Genomic DNA, 6,234 nt, shown 5'->3' with positions numbered 1-6,234 from the left:
CCTTTTGATTCTTTATCGATCAACAAAGAATTAGAATTTGCATTCCGGAGTCAAGCGGATTATTTGTCGATCGACAAAAAAATGGAGATGGCGATGGCGGGAAGACCGAGGGAGTTCGATCGCGACAAGGCACTGGAGAAGGCGCGAGACGCCTTCTGGACACGCGGATACGAAGGCACATCGATGGCCGATCTGGTTTCGGCCCTGGGCATCGCCTCGGCGCGCATCTACGCGGCCTTTGGCTCGAAGGAGGATCTGTTTCGGGAAGCGGTCGGGCTCTACGAGGCCAATGAGGGCGGTTTCGCCACTCGTGCCTTCGCTGGCGAGACGACCGCGCGGCGGGCCATCGAGCGGATGCTGCGCGAAGCCGTCGAAACCTATACGCAGCCAGGGCGGCCGCAGGGCTGCATGGTGGTGTCGGCCGCCACCAATTGCGCGATCGAGAATGATCGCGTGCAGGAGTGGCTGGCGGAGCACCGCCGGACACGCACCCTATCGATTGTGGAGCGGCTGAACGAGGCCGTTCGGGACGGGGAACTGAGGCCGGATACGGACGCCGGGGCGCTCGGCGACTACTATGCCACGCTCATGCATGGTCTTTCCGTACAGGCGCGTGACGGCGTGCCGAAGAAGCGCCTGCATGATCTCATCACCGTCGCCATGCAGGCGCTGGACGCAAGGCTGGCGGGCGTCCCCGAATTTCAGCATCATTTCGCCAAGCAGCCGTGAATCCCGATCCCGCCGTCTCGACAAGCTGCCCTGCCGCAAATTATCTATAAACATGGCAAAGGGCACAGACGACACCATCGCGGTGCGCATCAGCAAGGTGCTGGCGGACCGCATCATCTCCGGCGCGATCGAGCCGGGGGCCAGGCTTCGGCAGGATCATATCGCCGAGGAATTCCAAACCAGCCATGTTCCCGTGCGCGAGGCCTTCCGCCGCCTCGAGGCGCAAGGGCTGGCCATCGGCGAGCCACGTCGTGGCGTGCGTGTGGCGTCTTTTGATCTGGGCGAGGTCAAGGAAGTCGCCGAAATGCGGGCAGCACTCGAAGTGCTGGCGCTGCGCCACGCCGCGCCGCACCTGACATCGGCCATTCTCGATCTCGCCGAGGAGGCGACCAAGGCCGGCGACAAGTCCCGCGATGTCAGGTCGTGGGAAGAGGCCAACCGCGCCTTCCACCGCTTGATCCTGTCGCCATGCGGCATGCCGCGCCTGCTCGCGACCATCGACGATCTGCACGCGGCAAGCGCCCGTTTCCTGTTCGCGGCATGGCGGTCGGAGTGGGAGACGCGCACCGATCAGGACCATCGCGCGATCCTCTCCGCCTTGCGGCAGGGAAACACCGAATCCGCGGCCGTCACACTGGGGCGGCACGTCCAATGGATTGGCCGCAAGCCGGTCAGGACGGCCTCCGGGACGACGCGCGAAGCTTTTGCCATCGTAGGTTAGTCGGCCTCCGCCAAAGCCAGGGCTTGCAATCTCCAGGGAAGTGTGGATTCGATAATAGATCGGAAAGAGAAATTATCTATAATTTTCAATCGATCAAAGGAATCCCAATGACAGACGTCGCATTCTCCCCCGGCAAGCCGTCGTTCAGTCCGCTCCGGCTCCAGGATCGTTCTCTTGCCTGGCAGGTTGGAGCCGTCGTGCTTGGCACCCTGTTCCTGGCGCTGGCGTCCTATATCGAGGTGCCGATGGTGCCGGTCCCGGTAAACATGCAGACCTTTGCCGTGACCCTGATCGGCGCGCTCTATGGCTGGCGGCTTGGCGCGCTCACCATCGTCGCCTGGCTGGTCGAGGGTGCGGTCGGCTTTCCGGTTCTGTCCGGAGGGGCAGCGGGTGCCGCGCATTTCGTCGGGCCGACGGGTGGCTATCTCTTCGCCTTCCCGCTTGTCGGCGCCTTGGTCGGCTGGCTGGCAGAACGCGGCTGGAACGGCAAAAGGGTGATGCTTGCCTTTGTCGCCATGCTGCTTGGCAACCTTGCCTGCCTTGTGCTGGGCACAGCATGGCTTGCCGTCATGATTGGAGCCGAACAGGCCGTTACCTTCGGCTTCCTGCCGTTCATCGTCGGCGGCTTGCTCAAGTCAGCGCTGGGTGCCGCGACCCTCATGGCCCTTCCCGGCGGCAAGGCCAAGCCGGCCAATCCGTGACGATCAAGCTGCGCGCCCATCATCTCCTTTGCCTGCTCACCTATGTGGGCAAGGGATACAGCCCCGCCTTCACCGCCAATTATGATCGCGTCGCGGAGCGCCTGAGCCGGGGCGAGGACATCCTCCTCGTTTCCGGCCCCGACGATGTCTGCGCTCCATTGCTCGACGAGCCGGAACCTCACTGCCTCAACGAGAGCGTCGTCGAGCGGGACCGGCTCGCCGGGCTGGATGTAGAGGAATTACTGGCGCGGCCAATCCGGATCGGCACCCACCTCGATCTCGACACGGGGACCTTGGCCCGGATGCGGCAGGCGTTTTCGGCTGGCCTTGTACGCAAGGCCTGCGGCGGCTGCGAATGGAACGAACTGTGCAGCACGATAGCGGCCGGTGGATATAGCGACACGCTGGTGCAGCGGTCCGCCGCGCCAGCCGAGGGTTGATATTGGCCCCGAGCCTTAGCGGTCGAAGCCGAGCTCAAGGGTCGAATCTGCGATATCTTCGGCGCCGCGCAGGGCCAACACCGAAATTCAAGACCGGAAAACTGGTGCCTGTCGCCATGATTTGTTAATCGGGTGCCCGGATTGTGAATTCGAGGCGGATTGAAGCGCGACCCCAAAAAGGCCATGCTTTGCCTGGAAAGATCGAGTCTACGCCGATCCCGCTGATGCGGAGATGGCGCCTGGCTGAAAGGGATATGATGCGGCAAGGACGTGCGCGCTGGCTGACAAGGCTGGCAATTGTGACCGGCATGGCGATCTCGGCTTTGCCGGCCTATGCCAAGCAAACCACCGAACCGGTCAAGATCACGTCGTTTTCGGGCGCTTATCTGGCGGCCCGGATCGCCGAAGGCGACAACGACCTCGACAGCGCCATCGCCTACTACAAGCAAGCATTGGCCTTCGACCCGAGCGACACCGGTCTGCAGCAGAGCCTGATGCTGTCGCTGATCGCGCAAGGGCGCTTCGACGAATCCCTGGTCTATGCCGACAAGCTCAAGGAAGTGCCTGACGTCGAGCGTTTCTCGCGCTTGGCGCTCGCCGTCGATTCTTTCCACAAGAAGGATTTCACCAAGGCGCAGTACTGGCTCAAGCTGTCGCTGGAATCCGATCTCGACCGGTTGATCTCCGGGGTTATGTCCGGCTGGGCGCAGCAAGGCGCCGGCGAGCCTGCCGATGCGATGGCGTCCATCGACAAGCTGCAGGGGCCGGATTGGTTCGGCCTGTTCAAGTCGTTCCACCGGGCCCTGATCGCTGATGCATCCGGCATGCCCGACAAGGCCGAGGCGATCTATGCCGCGACCATGCAGGATACCGCCGCCGGCGGTGCTGCTCCCGAAACCTGGATGCGCAACGCCCAGGCCTACGCCTCGTTCCTGGTCCGCAAGGGCGACAAGACCAAGGCGCTGTCGGTGCTCGACCAGGCCGAGGCGTTTTCGCCGGGCAAGCTGGAAATCGTCGCCTTGCGCGACCGAATTGCAAAAGGCGACAAGATTGCGCCGCTGGTTGCCGGCCCATCCGATGGCGCCTCCGAAATCCTGCTCGACCTCGCCACCGCGCTCAACCGTGGCGGCGGCGAGCCCTTCGTCCGCCTCTATCTGCAATATGCGCTTGCTTTGAAGCCTGACAGCGACGCTGCCCTGGTGCAACTCGCCGCCGTGTCCGAGCAATTGAAGGACGGCGAAGGTGCCATCGCGCTCTATCGCCGGATTCCCGCCGCTTCGCCGCTGAAGGAGCTTTCGGACCTGCAACTCGGCCTCAATCTTGCCGATCTGGACCGTCACGAAGAGGCGATCACCCATCTGAAAGCCTTGGTCGACGCCCATCCCAATGACATGCGCGGCTATCTGGCGCTCGGCGGCGTCTACTCCTCGAAGGACGATTTCCGTTCGGCCGCCACTCTCTACGATAAGGCCGTCGAGGTGCTGAAGGCGCCGACCGCGGCCAACTGGAACATCTTCTACCAGCGCGGCATCGCTTATGAGCGTCTGAAGGAATGGCCCAAGGCCGAGCCGAACTTCCGCAAGGCGCTGGAACTGTTCCCCGACCAGCCGCAGGTGCTGAACTATCTCGGCTATTCCTGGGTCGACATGAACATGAACCTCAAGGAAGGCCTGGCGATGATTCAAAAGGCCGTCGACCTCAGGCCGAGCGACGGTTACATCGTCGATTCGCTGGGTTGGGCCTATTTCCGCCTCGGCAGGTTCGATGACGCGGTGCGCGAAATGGAACGCGCCGTGTCGCTGAAGCCGGAAGATCCGGTTCTCAACGATCACCTCGGCGATGCCTACTGGCGCGTCGGCCGCAAGCTGGAAGCCACCTTCCAGTGGAACCAGGCTCGCGACCTGAAGCCGGATCCCGATGTGCTGGCCAAATTGCAGCAGAAGCTGATGAAGGGCCTGCCGCCGATCGAGTCCAACACGGCGCAGGAAACTCCGAAGGTCAAGCCAGAGCCGGTGCCCGCCCCGAAGGGGTGACGTCAGCCATTTGAATTCAAGGCGAACGGGGCTCTTTTCGGAGTCCCGTTTTCGTTTGAACCGGATTCGGCTGGCTGCCTCAGAAGAGCTTGCGATAGACGACGAAGCCGGAGTGTTCGGCGACCTTGTCGTAAAGCTTCATCGCCGTGTGATTGGTCTCATGCGTCAGCCAGTATACCCGGCCTGAGCCGGCCGCCTGCGCGCGCTCGTAGACGCCCTCGATCAGCGCCCGTCCGATGCCTTTGCCACGCGAGGCCTGCGTGGTGAAAAGGTCCTGCAGATAGCAATTCGGCGCGATCGCCGTGGTGCTGCGATGGAAGAGATAGTGCACAAGGCCGAGAAGCTGTCCCTCGCCTTCGGCCACCAGCGCGTGGACCGGCTCATAGGCATCGAAGAAACGAGACCATGTCATCTGGGTGATCTCACCCGGCAGGGCCGTTTCGCCCGAGCGGCCATAAAATGCATTGTAGCGTCCCACAGCGGCAGCCATTGCTCGAAATCCTGTCGCGCGACAGGGCGGATGACGATCGGGCTGGGCATGGCTGAAACCTGTTGTCGTTGCTGCACAGGCGAACAGAGCGCAGGCCCCAGAGATGGGCAATGGGCCAGCCCCTGCAAAGCTTTCAACATCGTCCATAATGTCGGCGCGGCTGCATCGGCGTGCTTTGCTTGACGCTTTGCTGCCGGGTCTCTAGGACGTGCCGGCAAGCTAGCCTGTGCTGTCGAGGCCACCCGTGACAATTGAAATCCCCGCCCATATGCATCCCAGCCGCTCGTTCCAGGGGCTGATCCTGACCTTGCACAACTATTGGGCGGCCTATGGCTGCGTCATCCTGCAACCCTACGACATGGAAGTCGGCGCCGGTACCTTTCATCCGGCAACGACGCTGCGCGCGCTCGGCCCAAAACGCTGGAACGCTGCCTATGTCCAGCCTTCGCGTCGTCCCAAGGACGGGCGTTATGGCGAGAACCCGAACCGGTTGCAGCATTATTACCAGTACCAGGTGATCCTGAAGCCGAACCCGCCCAATTTACAGGAACTCTATCTCGGCTCGCTGGCGGCGATCGGCGTCGATCCGCTGCTGCACGACATCCGCTTCGTCGAGGACGATTGGGAAAGCCCGACGCTGGGCGCCTGGGGTCTCGGCTGGGAATGCTGGTGCGACGGCATGGAAGTCTCGCAGTTCACCTATTTCCAGCAGGTCTGCGGTATCGAATGCGCGCCGGTGGCCGGCGAACTGACCTACGGGCTGGAGCGACTGGCCATGTATGTGCAGGGCGTCGACAATGTCTACGACCTCAATTTCAACGGCCGCGAAGGCGCCGATAAGGTCACCTATGGCGATGTCTTCCTGCAGGCCGAGCAGGAATATTCGCGCCACAACTTCGAACACGCCAACACGGCGATGCTTCTGCGCCACTTCGAGGACGCCGAGGCCGAGTGCAAGGCGCTGCTCGACGCCGGCGCGCCGGCATTGAACGACAATCTGCCGATGCACCGCATGGTTTTCCCGGCCTACGACCAGTGCATCAAGGCCAGCCATGTCTTCAACCTAGGCCTTGGCGTCGACCACCGGTCCGAGCGGCGGCAGATCGACGACGATGTATTC

6 protein-coding genes and 1 pseudogene are annotated in these 6,234 nt (G+C 62.5%); 6 read left to right on the top strand and 1 reads right to left on the bottom strand.

What is annotated here, in order from left to right:
- Positions 1 to 93 precede the first annotated feature (93 nt).
- The 5 genes from EOC06_RS30515 to EOC06_RS30495 all read left to right on the top strand — a co-directional run bounded on the left by EOC06_RS30515 (position 94) and on the right by EOC06_RS30495 (position 4,624).
- Positions 94 to 729: a TetR/AcrR family transcriptional regulator gene (locus EOC06_RS30515; RefSeq protein ID WP_128309538.1), complete on the top strand. Its 636-nt coding sequence runs from the start codon at positions 94 to 96 to the stop codon at positions 727 to 729.
- 52 nt (positions 730 to 781) lie between these two features.
- The gene (locus EOC06_RS30510) at positions 782 to 1,450 is read left to right on the top strand and encodes a GntR family transcriptional regulator (protein ID WP_127272279.1); all 669 of its coding nucleotides are present in this window, start codon (positions 782 to 784) and stop codon (positions 1,448 to 1,450) included.
- 107 nt (positions 1,451 to 1,557) lie between these two features.
- The gene (locus EOC06_RS30505) at positions 1,558 to 2,151 is read left to right on the top strand and encodes a biotin transporter BioY (protein WP_127328424.1); all 594 of its coding nucleotides are present in this window, start codon (positions 1,558 to 1,560) and stop codon (positions 2,149 to 2,151) included.
- Positions 2,148 to 2,591 (top strand): DUF1284 domain-containing protein, encoded by a 444-nt coding sequence (locus EOC06_RS30500; protein ID WP_127380641.1) that lies wholly within the window; start codon positions 2,148 to 2,150, stop codon positions 2,589 to 2,591. Before EOC06_RS30505 ends, EOC06_RS30500 begins: the two co-directional genes overlap by 4 nt.
- Positions 2,592 to 2,848: 257 nt before the next feature.
- A complete protein-coding gene (locus EOC06_RS30495; RefSeq protein ID WP_128309539.1) occupies positions 2,849 to 4,624 on the top strand; it encodes a tetratricopeptide repeat protein in 1,776 nt (591 codons plus the stop codon).
- A 79-nt stretch (positions 4,625 to 4,703) separates the two neighbouring features.
- On the opposite strand, the pseudogene EOC06_RS30490 reads toward EOC06_RS30495, so the two are convergent.
- Positions 4,704 to 5,164, bottom strand: a pseudogene (locus EOC06_RS30490) (N-acetyltransferase family protein).
- 218 nt (positions 5,165 to 5,382) lie between these two features.
- Here EOC06_RS30490 and EOC06_RS30485 point away from each other — a divergent pair.
- Positions 5,383 to 6,234 (top strand): glycine--tRNA ligase subunit alpha (locus EOC06_RS30485; RefSeq protein ID WP_206631288.1); only part of this gene is annotated, 852 nt, incomplete at its 3' end.

The sequence above is a fragment of the Mesorhizobium sp. M7A.F.Ca.MR.362.00.0.0 genome, from assembly GCF_004023175.1.
In the GTDB taxonomy this organism is placed as follows: Bacteria; Pseudomonadota; Alphaproteobacteria; order Rhizobiales; family Rhizobiaceae; genus Mesorhizobium.
The sequence above is the reverse complement of the archived record's forward strand: the minus strand, read 5'-3'. Positions and strand labels throughout refer to the sequence as shown.